The organism is Corynebacterium sp. HMSC08F01 (genome assembly GCF_001807545.1).
GTDB classification, from domain to species: domain Bacteria; phylum Actinomycetota; class Actinomycetes; order Mycobacteriales; family Mycobacteriaceae; genus Corynebacterium; species Corynebacterium coyleae.
The window spans coordinates 761-16,820 of record NZ_KV789312.1; the positions used below are offsets into that span (position 1 = coordinate 761).

Genomic DNA, 16,060 nt, shown 5'->3' on the forward strand with positions numbered 1-16,060 from the left:
GCAACCCACCTCTGCGAGCCTGTGAAATTTACAAAAACGCCCCTGTGGATAACCCCTAAGGCACCTGGTAGGCGAGGTCGCGTGCGTCGGTGACGAGCATCTTCCCCGGCGCGTGACAGATTGCCAGATCGGGCTTCGACGACATCACAATCGACTGCGGCGTGACCCCACACGCCCAGAACACCGGCACGGTGCCCGCGGGGATGTCCACGGCGGAGCCGAAGTCGGGCGCAGCAAGGTCGTCGATACCGATCGCGGCCGGATCCCCCACATGCACGGGCGCACCATGCACGGCCGGGTAACGCGACGTGATCCGCACGGCATCGGACACCTGCGACGCGGGAATCGGTCGCATGGAGACGACCATCTTGCCGGAGAACACCCCGGCGGGTTCGCAGTCGATGTTGGTCATATACATCGGCACGTTGCGCCCCTGCTCGATGTGCGCGACGGGCACCCCGTTGTCCAGCAGCGCTGCCTCGAAGGTGAATGAGCAGCCGATGAGAAACGCGACGGTGTTGTCGGTCCAGTATTCGGTGGCGTTGAGGGGTTCGTCGATAAGCGAGCCGTCCTTGAACACGCGGTAGGCGGGAATGTCGGTGCGAATATCGCCACCCGCGAGTAGCGACGACTCCACCTGCCCCGGCTCCAACACCCCCAGGATCGGGCACGGCTTCGGGTTGCGCTGCGCGAACAGCAGGAAATCGAACGCGTACTTCTTATCCAGCGCGATCAGGTTGGCTTGGGCGTAACCAGCGGAAAAGCCCGCCGTTGTCGGCACCTCGGTGGTGCGGAACAACGCGCGGGCTTGCGCTGGGGTCATAGAGGCGGGGTGCATGCCCTTCAGACTACGCCCACAACTTCGGCAGGGTGCTGATCGAGCTCCAGCCCATCCACGCGCAACCAACCAGCGTGATCGCACCGACGATGAGCATCCACATCGGCGGCTTGTAGCCACGCAGCAGGTCCTTGCGGAAGAAACCGACGTAGAGGACGACGGCGAAACCGATCGGCAGGATCAGGCCGTTGAAGGCGCCTGCGAAGATGAGGAGCTTCTGCGGTGCAGAGCCAACGAACAGGTAGATGACCGTGGAGATGACGATGAAGCCGACGGTGAGCCAGCCGCGCTTCTTCGGGTCGAAGCCCTGCTTGGTCAAAAACGAGATCGAGGTGAACGACGCGCCGATGACCGAGGACAGGCCCGCAGCCCACAGGACGAGGCCGAACATGCGGCGTCCCATGTCGCCTGCGGCTTGGTAGAAGACGTCTGCCGCGGTGTTGTCTTTGGACAGAGCAACGCCCGTAGCGACGACACCCAGCACCGCGAGGAACAACAGCACGCGCATGATGCCGGTGACGATGATGCCGGTGACCGAGGAGCGGGAGATGTAGTCGAGGTTTTCGGGGCCGGTGTGGCCGGCGTCGATAATCCTGTGCACGCCGGCGAACACGATGTAGCCGCCGACGGAACCGCCGATGAGTGTGGTGATGACCTTGAAGTCCACGGCGTCCGGGGCGACGGATTGGCGCATCGCCTCAGCCACTGGCGGGTTTGAGGAGATGGCGACGTAGAGCATGAGCAGGATCATCAGTGCGCCGAGGATGCCGACGAGGACGTCGAGGGCGGCACCCGCGCGCTTCCAGAGGAACACGCAGATGGCGATGATGGCGGAGATGGCGCCACCGATCTTCGGGTCGACGGTGTCGCCGGTAAGCGCTTGGACGCCGAGGCCGGTGCCGGCAATGTTGCCGATGTTAAAGACGAGTCCGCCGATGCCGACGAGGATGGCCAAAAACCAGCCGAGGCCCGGCAGCACCGCGTTGGCAAGTTCGCTGGCGCGCAGGCCGGAAACGCCGAGGATGCGCCAGACGTTCAACTGGATGACGATGTCCACGATGATGGACAGCAGGATGGCGAACGCGAACGCCGCGCCCATCTGGACCGTGAAGACGGAGGTTTGGGTGAGGAAGCCCGGCCCGATGGCAGAGGTGGCCATCAGGAAGATGGCGCCGACCATGGGGCCGATGCCTCGTGCCGCTGCTGGCGGCTTGGTGGGTACGTCGGCTGCGGTTGAGCCGCCGGTGTTGGGGTTTGGAGCGGTCACGGGGGCACTCCTTTCAATGACGGGAATGTGACGTGGGTGATATTAGGGCATAAAAGCGCCCTGGGTGACACCTCGTCACACATCGTCACACCCGGGTTACCCCTAGTCGACTTTGAATTCCGCCATCTTGTCCCATTCGGTTTTGCCTTCGATGAGGGTGTTGATGATGGTCGGGGTTTCCTTCAGGATCGTCGGGAAGAATTCCTGCGCGGCCTTGAAGTGGTCGGAGTTGACGTGGGCTTCGGCGGCGTCGTCGTGGAATGCTTCGATGAGCAGGTATTCGTCGGGGTTGTCTTCGTTGCGGTACCAGTCGAAGAAGATGTTGCCTTCTTCGGCGCGGGAGGCGTCGGTGAAGTCTTTGACCAGTTCGCGGAAGTTCTCGACGTGTTCGGGCAGGGGCTTGAATCGTACGTTGATCAGAATCATGCGCCCCACCCTACGCGGAGTTAGCTTTCAAGCTGCTCGCCGAGTTCGAGCCATTCCATTTCGAGTTCCTCGCGGGTGTCTTTGGCGGCGTTGAGTTCTTTGGTTTTGGCGCCGATGGCGTCGAAGTCGCCGGCCTCGGACAGTGCGGTGATCTCGGCTTCGAGTGCTTCTGCCCGCTCGCTTTCCTTCGCGATCTTGCGCTCCAGAGACTTCATCTGCTTTTGGATCTCGCGCTCTTCCTGCGAACTGAGACCCTTTTGCTTGTCGACGACCTCCTGCCCCCGCTCCCCCAAATCCAACGGTCCGGTCGCGGTGTCCTCGGCTGCCCTGCGGTCCAGGTACTGCTGGATGCCGCCGGGCAGATTGGTTAAGGTGCCGTCGCCGAACAGGGCGTAGGTGGTGTCCGCGATGCGTTCGATGAGGTAGCGGTCGTGGGAGATAACCACGAGCGTGCCGGGCCAGGAGTCGAGGAGGTTTTCTAGCTCTTGGAGGGTGTCGATGTCGAGGTCGTTGGTGGGCTCGTCGAGAAGCAAGATGTTCGGCTCGGCCATGAGCACGCGCGTGAGTTGGAGGCGACGGCGTTCGCCGCCGGAGAGGTCGCGCACGGGGGTGCGTTGGCGTTTCGGGGAGAAGCCGAGGCGTTCGGCGAGTTGGGAGGCGGACATTTCGCGTTTGCCGAATTGGATGTAGGTGGCCACGTCTTCGACGGCGTCGATGACGCGGCGTTCCGGGTCGAGGTCGTCGAGTTCTTGGCGCAGCCAGCCGATGCGTGCGGTTTGGCCTTCGATGCGTTTACCGGCGGCGAGTGGGTATTCGCCGGCGAGGGTGCGCAGGAGGGTGGTTTTGCCGGAGCCGTTCACGCCGACAAGGCCGATGCGCTCTCCGGGTGCGAGGCGCCAGGTGAGGTGGTCGACGAGTGTGCGGCCGTCGGGGGCGTCGATGCGTGCGTCTTCGAGTTCGATGACGACGCGGCCTTGGCGTTGTTTGGAAAACGCCATGAGTTCGACGGTGTCGCGCGGCGGCGGGACGTCTTTGATCAGGGCTTCTGCGGCTTCGATGCGGTAGCGCGGCTTCGAGGTGCGTGCGGGGGCGCCGCGGCGCAGCCACGCGAGTTCCTTCCGCGCGAGGTTTTGGCGGCGCTGTTCGATGGCGTCGGCTTGGCGGGCACGTTCGGCGCGCGCGAAGGTCCAGTCGTTGTAGCCGCCTTCGTAGACATCGACGGTGCCGTCGTGGACTTCCCAGGTCAGGGTGGCCACGGTGTCGAGGAACCAGCGATCGTGCGTGACGACGACCACCGCCACCTTGCGCGACAACAAATGGTCAGCGAGCCACTGCACGCCTTCGACGTCGAGGTGGTTGGTCGGCTCGTCGAGCACGACCAGGTCGAGGTCCTGCACGAGTGCCGCGGCGAGGTTCACGCGGCGACGCTCGCCACCAGAGAGGTTGCCTACCGGGGTGTCCAGGCCGAGCTCGGCCACGCCGGTGCCTTGAAGGACCTCGCGCACCTTGGCGTTAGAAGCCCACTCGAAGGTTTGCAGTCCGAGCGGTTCGACGACGGCTTGGCCGACGGTGAGGGTCTCGTCGAGGTCGAAACGCTGGGTGACCACTGCCATGCGCAGGCCCGAGTTGTGGGAGACACGGCCCGCGTCGGGCGCTTCGATGCCGGTGAGCACTTCAAGCAGGGTGGTTTTGCCGCCGCCGTTGACGCCGACGATGCCGATGCGGTCGTTGGTTTGCACGCCGAGGGAGACACCGTCGAGCAGGGTTTTCAGCCCCCACGTTTTGGAGACGTTTTCAAGGTTGATCAGGTTAGCCATATCGGGTGCATAGTCTACGCACCCTGCCTAATCGGCGGTCTCGAGCACCGCGCCGTGGTCGGGTCCTTCGGCGACGAAGATCTCGTAGCCCTCGAATCGCTCCGCCAAGTGTTCGGCGACCCATTGGGCGTGCTCGAGGCTTTCGCACAGCACCGCGACCGTGGGCCCGGAGCCGGACACGATGGCGCGCAGGCCTGCTTCGTTGGCAGCGTCGATAAGCCGCTTGAGTTGCGGGCGCATCGACAGCGCTGCCGCGTCGAGGTCGTTGTGCAGCGCCTCTGCCACCCGCGCCGCGTCGCCCGAGGTCAACGCCTGGGACAGGCCTGCGGTGTTGAGGTGTGGGACGAGGGCTGGGTTGCCGTGACGCAGGTCGTCGAGAAGCGAAAATGCTCCGCCGGTGGAAATACCCACCTTGGGGTTGACGAACACCCAGTTCAAGCGCCCGCGCGACAGCATTTCGACGAGTTCATCTCCCCGGCCGGTGCCGAGTGCTGTGCCGCCCATGAGCGAAAATGGCACGTCAGCGCCGAGCGACGCTGCCAACTCGTGCAACGTCTCAGCCATAAGCGGCTCGCCGTGGTCGGCCACGAGCGCGTTCGCGGCGACCAGTGCAGCGGCAGCGTCGGCGGAACCGCCCGCCATCCCGCCAGCGACGAAGACGTGCTTGGCCACCTCGATGTGGACCTCCGGAAGGGCAATCCCGGCGCGCTCGGCCACCGCGTTGACCGCGCGCCACGCCAGGTTGGTTGGCCCGTCGATGCTTTCTTCCGGCTCATCGACGTAAAACGTGGTCTGCATGGAGCGCACGATGGGGCCTTCAGCAACTGTGTCGGAGGCGACGAGCGTGACCACTTCGCGACGGTCCACGGCGTGGAAGACGGTGACCAGGTCGTGGTAGCCGTCGGCGCGGGCCTCCCCTACTCCGAGGTGGAGGTTGACCTTGCCTGGTGCGGAGGCGACGTACTTACGCATGGCCTAACTGTACAAAGTCGGCCACGGTAAGTTTTTCACCACGCAGGCCTGGGTCGATTCCCGCTGCGCGAAGGGCCGCTTCGGCGTTTGCGGGCGAGCCGTAGATGCCCGCAAGTGTGGAGCGAAGCGTCTTGCGGCGTTGCGCGAAGGCGGCGTCCACGATCGGGAAGACGCGCTCGCGAAGTTCGCGCGGGTTGTCGTCGTTGACGTCGATGCGCACAAGCCCCGATTCGATGTTCGGCGCGGGCCAGAAGACGTGCTTGCCAATCGTGCCGGCGCGCGAGACGTCCCCGTAGAACGCAGCTTTGACACTCGGCACGCCGTAGATCTTGGAGCCGGGCACCGCGGCGAGGCGGTCGGCGACTTCCTTTTGCACCATGACCAGCACGCGCCTGATCGTGGGGAACTCCTCCAGCAGGTGCAACAGCACTGGCACGGAGACGTTGTACGGCAGGTTGGCTACCAGCGCTGTTGGCTCGACGTCGAGGTCGTCGCGGCGCGCCTTCAGCGCGTCGGTGGTGATCACGGTGAGGCGTTCGGCGTACTCGGGCGCACGCGCCTGAACGGTTGCAGGCAGACGCCCGGCGAGACGTGGGTCGATCTCAAGCGCGACGACCCGCGAGACCGTATCGACGAGCCCAAGCGTTAGCGACCCCAACCCCGGGCCAACCTCCACAACGACGTCGTCAGGCGAAAGCTCTGCGGCACCGACGATCATGCGCACGGTGTTCGGGTCGTGCAGAAAGTTCTGCCCCAGTTTCTTGGTAGGCGTGACGTCGAGTTCTGCCGCGAGTTCGCGGATCTCGGCCGGGCCGAGCAGCTGCGAGCCCGCCATTTAGCGCAGGCCCAGACGGGCGGTGCAGGCAGGCCACGCGCCCCAGCCCTGGGCGGCCTGGGTGCGCTCGGCGATGGCGATCTGCTGTTCGCGGGTGGCCAGGTCGGCGGTCGGCGCGAAGGCGGTGCCGCCGTAGGCGGCCCAGGTGCCTGGGTTGAACTGCAGGCCACCGTGGTAGCCGTTGCCGGTGTTGATGGACCAGTTGCCGCCGGATTCGCAGGCTGCGATCGCGTCCCAGACGGAACCGTTAGCCACGGCAGGGGCTGCCGCGCCGGTGTTACCCGTCTGCTTGGTGCCACGCGCGATGACGGCGGGCTTGCCCTTCTTGGTTTCCTTCTCCTCGGCAACGCCTTCGGATTCGACAACACCGTTGACGGTCACGGTGCGGTGGATGATCTGCTTTTCGCCCTGCACGCCTTCTTCGCGGACTTCTTCGGTGCCTTCGTCGAGGGTGTCGTCGTCAATGTATTCGGCGGGTTCTTCCACCGCGACGGTCTCTGGGCGGTCGATGGTGTTGACGCGGTCGAGGACGATTTCCATGCCCGGCACGATCGCGTCGGCGAGCGCATGGTTCAAACGGTCGTCGCTATCGAAGGTGACGCCACGCGCCGACAGCAGGTCGCCGACGGTTTTGGCTGCGGCGGAAACGTAGGTGAGGTTACCGCCGTCGCGAAGTGCCACGATCTTCGGTGTGGTCACGTCCACGTTGAGGCCTTCGGTGACCGTCTCGTCGCGGTCGATGTCCACGCCCGCGGCGGAGGTAACGCCGGCTTCCTCGAGCAGTTCGCCGACGGTGCTGGCGGTCGAGGTGATCTGCTGGGCAACACCGTCGACGACGACGGCGACCGGCTTGGCGGTGCGCACGGTGACGGTATCGCCACGCGAGATCTTCTCCCCCGGCGCCGGGTAGACGAGGTCCTGCGGGTCAACGTCAACGCCTGCGGACTGCAGCACGCCTGCGACGTCGGCGGCGTAGGTGCGGACGTTGGTCTCCTCACCGTTGACATCCACGGTGATCTGCTTCTGGGACGCCAGCGCGGTGCCCGCGCCACCGACGAGCACGGCGCCGGCGACAGTGCCAACCGCGACGCGTTTCGCGGCGGAGTTCTTCGGGTTGATCCGCTTGATCTGACGAGACATTCGCGCTTCCTCCGAGGGGTTAACGTAAAGCAACTTCGGTAACAATACGGTAACGCCCGCCGGGACACAAGGACCGACGCGCACTAATGTTCCAGGTCACACCCCGTAGACTCGCGAAAACGTCTCACTGATATCACGTGCCACATCGGCCACATCCATGTCGCGAACTTCAGCCAATACCTTCGCGGTGTGGCCGATAAGCGATGGCTCGTTGCGCGCACCGCGGAACGGCTCCGGCGTCATGTACGGCGCGTCGGTCTCCACCAACAACTGGCCGGCAGGCGCCAGGCGGGCGGCCTCGCGCAGTTCCTCGTTGCGCTTGAACGTGACGTTTCCCGCGAAGCTCAGTACGTAGCCACGCTCGATCGCCTCGCGTGCCACGTCCAGTGGCGAGGAGAAGCAGTGCAAGATGACGTGTTCGGGGCGCGGGGCGTCGTCGAGAATCCGCATGATCTCCGCATCACCCTCGCGGTTGTGGATCATCAGCGCCTTACCGGACTCGCAGGCCAGGTCGATGTGGAAGCGAAACGCCTCCTCCTGCACGTCCAGCGGTGCGGTGCGTTCCGCGTCGTGCTTGATCCAGTACGTATCGATGCCGGTCTCCCCCACCGCCACGCAACGCGCGTCGGCGGCCATGGTCTGTAGGCGGGCACGCGCGTCGTCGTCAAGTTCATGCGCCCTGGTCGGATGGATCGCGCACGCGGCAAACACGCGCTCGTTGAGATGTGCGGCCTCAAGCGCAAGTTCCGCTTCGTCGAGGCCATCGCCGACAGTGCAGATGCGCTCGACCCCGGTGGCTACGGCACGCTGGACAAACGCGTCGATCTCTTCCGCGGTACGTGCGCCGCAGGACGCGAGGTGCGTGTGTGCATCGACGAGCCCGGCGATCGGCTCGGCGGGCACGGGAGTGGGACGTGGCTTCTTTTTGCTCATACGATGCACCCTATGGCATTCAACGACATTGACTCAGCCACCCGCACCCAAATTGAGGCCGACCTGGCCGAGGCAGCCGGTCGTGGCATCAACGGTTCCCCGGCGGATATCGTCGCCTCGTTCGAGGAGGAACTTGCCGATTACCTGGCGCTTCCCCGCGATGTGCAGCGTGCGTTTCCTCGCGGCGAAACCGCCCGCATCTACGGCACCGCCCTCGGCGAGGCGCTCGTGCGGGAGGGCTTTTCGTGGCAATTGCTTATCGACGACTACGGGACCGATCTTGTCGTCGTCAAGAATCCCGGCGGCGCGGACGAGAAGTACACCGCCCCGCTCGTCGTTGTAGACCAGCGCTTTGAAGACGAAGAACCCGGCAAACTCACCGGGTTCCTCAACCAGTTTCTCTAGGCCTACTTCTGCACCGGCGCCCACTCCGGGCCGGTCTCGCCGAGTTCCGGATCGAGCTTGGCGATCAGCGGCTTCGGCTTAGCCAACTCGGTGCCCGGGGTAACCTCCACGCGCTGCCACACGGCCTGCTGCTGGGTGTAGTCACCGGTGATGGTCAGGTATGTCTGCCCCTTCTCTGGCAGGCCGGCGCCGACGAGGTTGAAGTCGGCGTCGTCGACAATCTCCTCGATGCGCGGCTCAGCAGCCCACACACCCTTTCGGCCCAAGGTCTCGTGGACCTGCTGCGCGGTGTGCGGCAGGAACGGGGTGAGCATGGCGTTGCAGTCAGACACCACCTGCAGTGCGGTCCACAGGACGGTGGCCAGGCGTTCACGCTGGGACTCGTCCTTAGCCAGCTTCCACGGCTCCTGCTCGGCGATGTAGGCGTTCGCTTCACCAACGACGTGCATGATCTTGGTGATCGCGTTCTTGAACCGAGCCTCGCTCAGATCCGCACCGGCGGTAGCAAAGGTTTCTTGCGCGAGGTTCAGGATGCGCTCGTCGGACGCCTCCAGCGGGCCCGGCGCGGGCACCTGGCCGAAGTTCTTGTGCGCCATGGACACGGTGCGGTTGACCAGGTTGCCCCAGCCGTTGGCCAGCTCGTTGTTCACGCGACGGACGAACTCGTCCCAGGTGAAGTCGGTGTCGTTGTTCTCCGGGCCTGCGACTGCGATGAAGTAGCGCAGCGGGTCCGGGCCGAACTCCTTGAGGAAGTCCTTGACGTAAATGACCACGCCCTTCGACGAGGAGAACTTCGAGCCCGACATGGTGAGGAACTCAGAAGAGACAACCTCGGTGGGCAGGTTGAGCTCGCCAAGACTGTGTACCTCGCCGCCCTTGGAGCCCTTGCCCGCGTAGCCAAGCAGCTCCGCCGGCCAGATCTGGGAGTGGAAGGTGATGTTGTCCTTGCCCATGAAGTAGTAGCCCTCGGTGGCTGGGTCCTGCCAGAAGTCCTTCCAGGCCTCCGGCTTGCCAATGTTGTGGGCCCACTCGATGGAGGCAGACAAGTAACCGACGACGGCGTCGAACCAGACGTAGAGCTTCTTCGACGGGTTGTCCTGCCAGCCCTCTACTGGGATCGGGATGCCCCAGTCGATGTCGCGGGTCATGGCGCGCGGACGCATGTCCTCGAGCAGGTTCAGGGAGAATTTCAGCACGTTCGGGCGCCAGTCCTCGCGGGTGGACAGCCACGCCTCGAGTGCGTCGTGGAGCGCCGGCAGGTCGAGCATGTAGTGCTCAGTCTCGACGAACTCCGGGGTCTCGCCGTTAATCTTGGATACCGGGTTGATCAGGTCTGCCGGGTCCAGCTGGTTGCCGCAGGTGTCGCATTGGTCACCGCGGGCATCGGTCGCGCCACAGATTGGGCAGGTGCCCTCGATGTAGCGGTCCGGCAGTGTGCGGCCCGTCGACGGGGAGATCGCACCCTTGGTGGTTTCCTTCACCATGTAGCCGTTAGCGTCCAACCCGCGGAACAGTTCTTGGACCACCGCGTAGTGGTTGCGGGTGGTGGTGCGGGTAAACAGGTCGTAGGACAGGCCAAGGCCTGCGAGGTCTTCCACGATCTGCTTGTTGTAGCGGTCCGCCAATTCCTTGACGCTGACGCCTTCCTTATCCGCCTGGACCAACAGCGGGGTGCCGTGCTCGTCGGTGCCGGAGACCATAAGCACGTTCTTGCCGGACATTCGCTGGTAGCGGGCGAAGACATCGGAGGGGACGCCGAAGCCGGCGACGTGTCCGATGTGGCGCGGGCCGTTTGCGTACGGCCAGGCCACACACACAAGAACGTTCTGGGTGGAATTAGCAGCAGTCATGGCTCCCAGCATAAGTTATGGCCCCGCTAAGCAATGAAACTGCTCCGCGGGGCCAGCAACGAAGGTGCGAAACGCTACGCGTTAGTTCTTCGCGCGCGGCTTCAGCATCTTCTTCATTTGCTCGCGACGTGCGTCGAGTTGCGCTTGGTCGCGGTGCATGCGGCGCTCGATAGCCAGCTGGCGGGCGAAGCGCTCGTGTTCCTTCTTATCCAGGTAAATGGTGTCGTTGGACATGTCCTTCACAATCGCGAACATGAGCGCGATAAGGATGAACAGGAACGGTGTTGCGGCCACGATGGTGACGGACTGCAGAGAGTTCAGCGCGTCAGCACCACCGGAGATCAGCAGGGTCAGACCGACGAATGCGGTAGCCACGCCCCACATAGCGGCCAGCCACGGCTTGGCTTCGGTCTTGCCGGACTGGGTCATGGACGCCATCACGGTCGAGGCCGAGTCTGCGGAGGTAATAAAGAAGGTACCCAGCAGCAACAGGGCGAACACGCCGACAACGTAGCCGCCCGGCAGGGCGTGCAGCAGGTTGAACAGCTGTTCCTCGTTGGAGCCGCCGCCGACGATGGACTGGCCATCCTGCTCCATCTTGATGGCGGTGCCGCCGAAGATGGCGAACCATACGGTGGACAGGCCAGCCGGGACGAGCAGGACGCCGAGGCAGAACTCGCGGACGGTGCGGCCGCGGGAGATGCGAGCCAGGAACGTACCGACGAACGGCGACCAGGAGATCCACCACGCCCAGTAGAAGATGGTCCAGCCGGAGAGGAAGTCACCAGCCTGGCCGTCGGAGCTCTCTGCGGTGCGGGCTGCCATTTCGAAGAAGTTCTGCAGGTAGTTACCAAATGCGGTCGGCAGCATGTTCAGCTGCGCAACGGTCGGGCCGAAGACAAAGACGAAGATCGCCAGGATCGCGGCGATGACCATGTTGGCGTTAGACAGCCACTGGATGCCCTTGGACACGCCCGACATTGCGGACAGCAGGAACGCCAGGGTCAACACGGAGACAATACCGATAGTCAGCTTGGTGGATGGGTTGTCCACGAAGCCGGACGCCTCCAGGCCGGAGCTGATCTGCAGCGCGCCAAGGCCCAGGGAGCAGGCGGTGCCGAAGATGGTGGCGAACACAGCGAACGCATCAATGAGACGACCGAGCCAGCCGTCAGCACCCTTCTGTCCGATCAGCGGGATGAAAGCGCTCGACAGCAGCTGCTTGCGGCCAAGGCGGAACGTCGAATACGCAATGGCCAGGCCGAGAATGGCGTACACAGCCCACGGGTGCAGCGTCCAGTGGAACATGGTCTGTGCCATGGCAGCGCCTACTTCACGTTCGTTGTGGCCGGGTACGCCGTCGAGGTACATCGCCAGTGGTTCTGCGGCGCCGTAGAACATCAGGCCGATGCCCATGCCGGCGGCGAACATCATGGCGATCCATGAAGTGGTCTTAAATTCTGGTCGCTCGTCTGCGGTGCCGAGGCGAATGGTGCCGAAGTTCGACGCCGCAATCACGATGACAAAAATGACAAAAATGGTGCCGCCGAGGACGAATGCCCAGCCCAGGTTGTCAATCACCCAGGTGAAGGCGGCATCGGCGAAGTTGGAAAAGCTGTCGGGGGCAGCCAGGCCCCAGCCGACAATTGCCGCGACAATAATGGCCAACGGAATGACAATGCCCCAGTTCACTGGGGCATCTTCTGCATCCGCGGCACGCTCCATGCGCTCTTCCGGGTCGACGTAGTCCGTCGCAACGCCGTCGCGGTCGGCGTCGAGCAGCGCAGCAAGTTCGCTGGCTGCAGAAGTTTCTTGGGGTGCGTATTGATCAGTGCTCTGCGTCTCCGCATCGGGATCGTGTGGATCCCTTTGTGAGTCTCGCTGAGACATACGGTTACTCCTTTGAAGTTTTCAGGTGTTTAAAAGTGCCCAAGCAGGCTAACGTAAATAACACCTTTGTGCTAACCGAGTTGTCGCGAGAACTTACTCAACCGCGCGCAGCGAGCGCGGCATCATACAGGTCCCCTACTTTCACGCCGTGCGCTTTGGCGACCTGTTTCGCAGCGTCCTTCATACGCTCGCCCTTTTCGACGAGCTCAAGCACCTTCCCCACCAAATCTTCCGCTTCCGGCTGCTTCGGCTCCCCACCTTCAATCACAAGCGTGATCTCGCCGCGTACGCCGTCTGCTGCCCATTCGGCAAGTTCTGCAAGAGTGCCGCGCTTGACCTCTTCATAGGTTTTGGTCAGTTCCCGGCACACCGCGGCGCGGCGTGTACCGCCGAGGACGTCGGCGGCGTCGTCAAGCAACTGCGCGATGCGGTGCGGGGATTCGAAGCAGCAGACGGCGCGACGCTCGTCGATAAGGGATTCCAGCCAGGCCCGACGCGCACCGGCCTTGCGGGGCACGAAGCCGTCGAAGATGAAGTGGCCGACGTTGAGCCCGGACAGCGCAAGTGCCGTGGTTACCGCAGACGGGCCCGGGATACAGGTCACGGGGATGCCGGCGTCGTGGGCGGCGGCGACGATCGAATGCCCTGGGTCGGAAACAATCGGCATGCCGGCATCCGTGACGACGAGGACGGTGCCGGTGCGGGCGGCGTCGAGAAGCTCACGCGAGCGCGCGTCCTCATTGTGGTCGAAGTTGGACACCACGCGCCCGGTGATCTCCACACCGAGTGCCGCAGCCAGCGCGCGGGTGCGACGCGTATCCTCCGCGGCGACGATATCGGCCTGACCAAGGGCCTGCACGAGCCGTGGAGAGGCGTCCCCGATGTTGCCCAGCGGTGTGGCAGCGAGCACCACTCCGGTAGCTGGGAACTGGGTTTCACGATCATGCTCGGCGGACATAAGCCTGAAGCATACGCGTCAGGCGCTAGTATCTTCGTCCGTGACCACTATCGCGAGCACTTCCAACGCCACCCCGGCGCCAGACGAACCAGGCGCGGCGCGCAAAGTCCGCCCGAGCCGACCGGCCCCCACCGCACCCGTATCGGTGCCGTGGACGCGCCGCGACACCATCGCCGCCAGCGTGATCGGTGTCCTCGCGCTGTTTACCAGGTTCCTGGGGCTGACCCAGCCGACCAGTTCCGGCACCCCGGTCTTCGACGAGAAGCACTACGTGCCGCAGGGCTGGGACATGGTGCGCAGCTCCTTTAACCCCGTGCTCGGCGGCATTGAGTCGAACCCGGGCTACGGCCTTGTCGTGCACCCGCCGCTGGGCAAGCAGCTGCTGGCGCTCGGCGAAACAATCTTCGGCTACACGCCTTTGGGTTGGCGCATCATCACCGCACTGTTTGGCACCGCGGTGATCGTGTTCGTGTTCCTCATCGCGCGCCGCGTGAGCCAGTCCACCTCTATCGGTGTGGTCGCGGGCATCATCGCGCTTTTCGACGGCGTCCTGCTCGTCGCAGCCAAATTCGGCATGCTGGATATCTTCCAGGTCCTGTTTATCGTCATTGCCGCCTGGACGCTCGCCGGCGACATGCGCGAGGTGCACCACCGCTGGCACGATGCCTGGCTGGCCGGCAAGTTGGACGGCACCGGCCCGTTCGGCCCACGGATGGGCTTCCGCTGGTGGCGCTTCGCCACCGGTGTCGCCCTTGGTCTTGCGCTGTCGGTGAAGTGGTCAGGCCTGTACTACATCATGTTCTTCGGCCTGCTGTCGTCGTTCTGGGACCTCTACCTGCGCCGCCGCTACGGCGTGGAAAAGCCGGTCGCTGGCACCTTGCTTCGCGACGTCCCAGCCGCACTCGCCTCGATCGTGCTCATCCCGGCACTGCTCTACATCTGGTCCTGGCGCGCCTGGTTCGCATCCGAGACCTCTGTGTACCGCCACTCGCTTGCCGACGGCACCATCGCCGGCTCCGACTGGCCCTGGCTGACAAACCTGCCCGATTCCGTCGCTGGCTGGCTGTACTACCACTTCTCCGTCCTGAACTTCCACGCATCCCTGACCTCCTCGAGTGGGCACTCTCACCCGTGGGATTCCAAGCCGTGGGCATGGCTCGTCTCTGCGCGCCCGATCCTCTACTACTCCGCCACTGACTTGGAGTGCAAGGTCGCCCCGGGCGATGGCACCTGCCGCGAGATGATTTACATGTTCGGCACCCCTGCCATCTGGTGGCTCACCGTGCCAGTCCTGCTCTGGGCGTGCTGGGTCTGGCTGACCCGCAAGGACTTCCGTGTCATCGTTCCGGTGATCGCCTTCGCCGCCGGTTTCCTCCCGTGGCTGGCTGCATTCGACCGTCAGATGTATTTCTTCTACGCCACCGCACTGGTGCCGTTTACGGCGGTGCTGCTTGCGCTGGCGGTGGGCAACCTTGCGAAGAAGGGCGGACCCGTGACGTGGGGGTGGGTCAACAAGGTCGCAGGCTTTGAGATGCGCTGGGGCCAACTCGCTGCCGTGGTCTACATCGCCTTGGTCGCGGCAAGCTTCTTCTACTGGTCACCGATTTTCTACGGCCTGCGCATCCCGGATTCCTACTACGAATCCCTCATGTGGCTGCCGAGCTGGAAGTAACTACAACGGGTTGGCGCCGAGAATGCGCCACGCTCGGCGCACTTCCCCGCCGCGATCCGCGAACCACGTCCACACCAGCGCGATCACGCTGACAAACGGGATGAATACCGCGGCAGGTTCAAACTCACCCGCGCCAAGGACCGCGTCGCGCACCGCGAAGCCGACCGTGAAGGTGAACATCGACCCCACGATCAGCAGCACGCCCGGGATCTGACGCGGCTTCCACGCCGTAAACGCCAGCGCGAGCGCCACACCAAGGCGTACAGACGCGCTAGACGCCACCACCGGCTCTTCCCCACCCGCAACGATGAGGCTGATGGCCCACAGCACCCACGCCACCGCCATGGCGAAAAGCAGAGTGCGCCCGATGGCAAGGCCGAAAGCGCGCCGTTGCGAGAGCTTGCGCCATTCGTCGTCCACGCTTGCCAGGATCACCTCTGACAGATCCTGCGGCGGGGCCATCGCGGGACGCTCCTGCGGCACGAACTCATGGGAGAGCACCAGGGCCTGGTCGAGGAAGGCCTGGCACTCATCACAGCTCGCCAGGTGTGCGTCGACGACGGCGTCGTCGAGACCGGCCGGTTCGCCGTCGATACGCGCAGACAGCGCTGCCTGAACTTCCTCGTGGCTAAGCACGCGTTAACACCCCATCCAAACTCGCACGACCGGTGCCGAACACGATGATGATAAACAACGCCGCAGCTAGCACCAGCGGGTACTCGATCCCGGCGTTTTCCACGAAGAACCCGTTATCCAGGTGCACGAAATACCCCGCAGCGAGCACGAGCAGCGCCAGCACCGACGCGACGATTGTGGTGAGCAGCCCCACTGCCAAAAACGCCCCACCGATAAGTTCAGCGGTACCAGTCAGGTATGCGGACAGTTGTGGCTGCGGCACCCCGAGTGCCGCGAAATCGCGCCCGGTTTGCGCCATGCCGGTGTCAAACCAGTGTTGAAACCCGCGGGCGACAAATACGGTGCCGAGGACAAGACGCAGAAGGAGCAGCGCAAAGTCGCGTACGGCAGGCCTATTCATGCCAACGAGCGTACCCGTGGA

The 16,060-nt window shown here is 64.1% G+C and carries 15 protein-coding genes; 2 read left to right on the top strand and 13 right to left on the bottom strand.

All coding sequences use genetic code 11. The features are described from left to right. Positions 1 to 55: 55 nt before the first annotated feature. The 8 genes from HMPREF3171_RS06035 to HMPREF3171_RS06070 all read right to left on the bottom strand — a co-directional run bounded on the left by HMPREF3171_RS06035 (position 56) and on the right by HMPREF3171_RS06070 (position 8,228). Positions 56 to 838, bottom strand: a complete 783-nt coding sequence (locus HMPREF3171_RS06035) for a putative hydro-lyase (RefSeq protein WP_070483650.1) — start codon at positions 836 to 838, stop codon at positions 56 to 58. A 10-nt stretch (positions 839 to 848) separates the two neighbouring features. Further along, a complete protein-coding gene (locus tag HMPREF3171_RS06040) occupies positions 849 to 2,018 on the bottom strand; it encodes an NRAMP family divalent metal transporter (RefSeq protein ID WP_083291999.1) in 1,170 nt (389 codons plus the stop codon). Positions 2,019 to 2,207: 189 nt separating this feature from the next. Further along, positions 2,208 to 2,531, bottom strand: a complete 324-nt coding sequence (locus HMPREF3171_RS06045) for a putative quinol monooxygenase (protein WP_070483654.1) — start codon at positions 2,529 to 2,531, stop codon at positions 2,208 to 2,210. 20 nt (positions 2,532 to 2,551) lie between these two features. Further along, a complete protein-coding gene (locus tag HMPREF3171_RS06050; protein ID WP_070483656.1) occupies positions 2,552 to 4,348 on the bottom strand; it encodes an ABC-F family ATP-binding cassette domain-containing protein in 1,797 nt (598 codons plus the stop codon). A gap of 27 nt (positions 4,349 to 4,375) precedes the next feature. Then, positions 4,376 to 5,320: a 4-(cytidine 5'-diphospho)-2-C-methyl-D-erythritol kinase gene (locus tag HMPREF3171_RS06055; RefSeq protein ID WP_070483658.1), complete on the bottom strand. Its 945-nt coding sequence runs from the start codon at positions 5,318 to 5,320 to the stop codon at positions 4,376 to 4,378. Beyond that, complete coding sequence (rsmA, locus tag HMPREF3171_RS06060; protein ID WP_070451766.1) at positions 5,313 to 6,155, bottom strand: 16S rRNA (adenine(1518)-N(6)/adenine(1519)-N(6))-dimethyltransferase RsmA; 843 nt, start codon at positions 6,153 to 6,155, stop codon at positions 5,313 to 5,315. The genes HMPREF3171_RS06055 and rsmA overlap by 8 nt, the downstream gene beginning before the upstream one ends. Beyond that, positions 6,156 to 7,295, bottom strand: coding sequence for a resuscitation-promoting factor (locus HMPREF3171_RS06065; RefSeq protein WP_070421408.1), 1,140 nt, complete (start codon positions 7,293 to 7,295; stop codon positions 6,156 to 6,158). 96 nt (positions 7,296 to 7,391) lie between these two features. Continuing rightward, positions 7,392 to 8,228 (bottom strand): TatD family hydrolase, encoded by an 837-nt coding sequence (locus HMPREF3171_RS06070; protein ID WP_070483660.1) that lies wholly within the window; start codon positions 8,226 to 8,228, stop codon positions 7,392 to 7,394. A gap of 12 nt (positions 8,229 to 8,240) precedes the next feature. On the opposite strand from HMPREF3171_RS06070, the gene HMPREF3171_RS06075 reads away from it, so the two are divergent. Further along, a complete protein-coding gene (locus HMPREF3171_RS06075; protein WP_070483662.1) occupies positions 8,241 to 8,633 on the top strand; it encodes a DUF3806 domain-containing protein in 393 nt (130 codons plus the stop codon). Between the two features lie 2 nt (positions 8,634 to 8,635). Here HMPREF3171_RS06075 and metG read toward each other — a convergent pair whose 3' ends face one another. The 3 genes from metG to rsmI all read right to left on the bottom strand — a co-directional run bounded on the left by metG (position 8,636) and on the right by rsmI (position 13,331). Next, complete coding sequence (gene metG, locus HMPREF3171_RS06080; RefSeq protein WP_246815336.1) at positions 8,636 to 10,483, bottom strand: methionine--tRNA ligase; 1,848 nt, start codon at positions 10,481 to 10,483, stop codon at positions 8,636 to 8,638. An 81-nt stretch (positions 10,484 to 10,564) separates the two neighbouring features. Further along, positions 10,565 to 12,373: a BCCT family transporter gene (locus HMPREF3171_RS06085; RefSeq protein WP_083279308.1), complete on the bottom strand. Its 1,809-nt coding sequence runs from the start codon at positions 12,371 to 12,373 to the stop codon at positions 10,565 to 10,567. 97 nt (positions 12,374 to 12,470) lie between these two features. Continuing rightward, entirely contained in the window at positions 12,471 to 13,331 is an 861-nt protein-coding gene (gene rsmI, locus HMPREF3171_RS06090; RefSeq protein WP_070483666.1) for a 16S rRNA (cytidine(1402)-2'-O)-methyltransferase, read from the bottom strand. A 40-nt stretch (positions 13,332 to 13,371) separates the two neighbouring features. Between rsmI and HMPREF3171_RS06095 the strand changes: the two genes are divergently transcribed. Then, entirely contained in the window at positions 13,372 to 15,003 is a 1,632-nt protein-coding gene (locus HMPREF3171_RS06095; RefSeq protein WP_371327141.1) for a dolichyl-phosphate-mannose--protein mannosyltransferase, read from the top strand. Here HMPREF3171_RS06095 and HMPREF3171_RS06100 read toward each other — a convergent pair whose 3' ends face one another. Next, positions 15,004 to 15,639 carry a zf-HC2 domain-containing protein gene (locus HMPREF3171_RS06100; RefSeq protein ID WP_070483668.1) on the bottom strand — a complete coding sequence of 212 codons (636 nt, stop codon included), beginning with the start codon at positions 15,637 to 15,639 and terminating at the stop codon, positions 15,004 to 15,006. After that, entirely contained in the window at positions 15,632 to 16,039 is a 408-nt protein-coding gene (locus HMPREF3171_RS06105) for a DoxX family protein (protein WP_070483670.1), read from the bottom strand. The genes HMPREF3171_RS06100 and HMPREF3171_RS06105 overlap by 8 nt, the downstream gene beginning before the upstream one ends. Between the last annotated feature and the right edge of the window lie 21 nt (positions 16,040 to 16,060).

Coding starts and splice junctions, on each gene's coding strand:
- HMPREF3171_RS06035 (WP_070483650.1), bottom strand. CDS start 838: ATGCACCCCGCCTCTATGACCCCAGCGCAAGCCCGCGCGTTGTTCCGC.
- HMPREF3171_RS06040 (WP_083291999.1), bottom strand. CDS start 2,018: ATGGTCGGCGCCATCTTCCTGATGGCCACCTCTGCCATCGGGCCGGGC.
- HMPREF3171_RS06045 (WP_070483654.1), bottom strand. CDS start 2,531: ATGATTCTGATCAACGTACGATTCAAGCCCCTGCCCGAACACGTCGAG.
- HMPREF3171_RS06050 (WP_070483656.1), bottom strand. CDS start 4,348: ATGGCTAACCTGATCAACCTTGAAAACGTCTCCAAAACGTGGGGGCTG.
- HMPREF3171_RS06055 (WP_070483658.1), bottom strand. CDS start 5,320: ATGCGTAAGTACGTCGCCTCCGCACCAGGCAAGGTCAACCTCCACCTC.
- rsmA (WP_070451766.1), bottom strand. CDS start 6,155: ATGGCGGGCTCGCAGCTGCTCGGCCCGGCCGAGATCCGCGAACTCGCG.
- HMPREF3171_RS06065 (WP_070421408.1), bottom strand. CDS start 7,295: ATGTCTCGTCAGATCAAGCGGATCAACCCGAAGAACTCCGCCGCGAAA.
- HMPREF3171_RS06070 (WP_070483660.1), bottom strand. CDS start 8,228: ATGAGCAAAAAGAAGCCACGTCCCACTCCCGTGCCCGCCGAGCCGATC.
- HMPREF3171_RS06075 (WP_070483662.1), top strand. CDS start 8,241: ATGGCATTCAACGACATTGACTCAGCCACCCGCACCCAAATTGAGGCC.
- metG (WP_246815336.1), bottom strand. CDS start 10,483: ATGACTGCTGCTAATTCCACCCAGAACGTTCTTGTGTGTGTGGCCTGG.
- HMPREF3171_RS06085 (WP_083279308.1), bottom strand. CDS start 12,373: ATGTCTCAGCGAGACTCACAAAGGGATCCACACGATCCCGATGCGGAG.
- rsmI (WP_070483666.1), bottom strand. CDS start 13,331: ATGTCCGCCGAGCATGATCGTGAAACCCAGTTCCCAGCTACCGGAGTG.
- HMPREF3171_RS06105 (WP_070483670.1), bottom strand. CDS start 16,039: ATGAATAGGCCTGCCGTACGCGACTTTGCGCTGCTCCTTCTGCGTCTT.